Source organism: Vibrio sp. 970 (assembly GCF_033339075.1).
Genome location: NZ_JAWOTW010000254.1, coordinates 1 through 743, shown reverse-complemented (window position 1 = coordinate 743; position 743 = coordinate 1). Strand labels below are relative to the sequence as shown.

1 protein-coding gene is annotated in these 743 nt (G+C 44.7%); it reads left to right on the top strand.

Features of this window, described 5'->3' with window-relative positions:
• Positions 1-16: 16 nt before the first annotated feature.
• The gene (locus R7Q11_RS26010; protein ID WP_025553289.1) at positions 17-607 is read left to right on the top strand and encodes a LemA family protein; all 591 of its coding nucleotides are present in this window, start codon (positions 17-19) and stop codon (positions 605-607) included.
• The last annotated feature ends 136 nt before the right edge of the window (positions 608-743 follow it).

Below are 743 nucleotides of genomic sequence, written 5' to 3'. Positions count from 1 at the left end.
CAAAATGGAACTCACTATGACTGCACTGATTGTCTTTATTGTTATTGTTCTGCTGCTTGTGGTTTACGCAATCAGTATTTACAACAAGCTCGTTACTCTACGAAATCGCTTTAAAAACAGCTTCGCTCAAATCGAAGTTCAACTGAAACGTCGATACGACCTAATTCCGAATTTAGTAAACACCGCTAAAGGTTACATGGATCATGAGAAGGAAACGTTTGAACGCGTTATCCAAGCTCGTAACCAAGCGATAGCAGGTTTAAAAGCCGCCAGTGACGCACCAGATAGTGATGCTGCAATTAGCCAGCTTAGCCAAGCAGAAGGCATGTTACAAAACGCTCTAGGCAAACTGAACGTTGTGGTAGAAGCCTACCCTGAATTGAAAGCAAACGAGACGATGAGCCAACTCCAAGAAGAGCTAACCAGTACCGAAAACAAAGTCGCGTTTGCCCGCCAAGCATTTAATGATGCCGTGACCAGCTACAACACTTACAAGCAAACATTCCCACCCGTTATCTTCGCGAACACATTTGGTTTCCAAGACGGTAAGTTACTTGAGTTTGCAGACACAGAAGCAATCCAAGAAGCGCCGAAGGTTGCGTTCTAATGGACTTTTTTCATCATCAAGACACTGCGCGCCAGCGAACTGGACTTTTGGTGATGCTATTCACTTTGGCCGTTTTAGCCATCACAGGGCTAGTGAGTGTCATTTCGATTGGCATCCACTTCTATTTCACTGGCGA

Coding starts and splice junctions, on each gene's coding strand:
- R7Q11_RS26010 (WP_025553289.1), top strand. CDS start 17: ATGACTGCACTGATTGTCTTTATTGTTATTGTTCTGCTGCTTGTGGTT.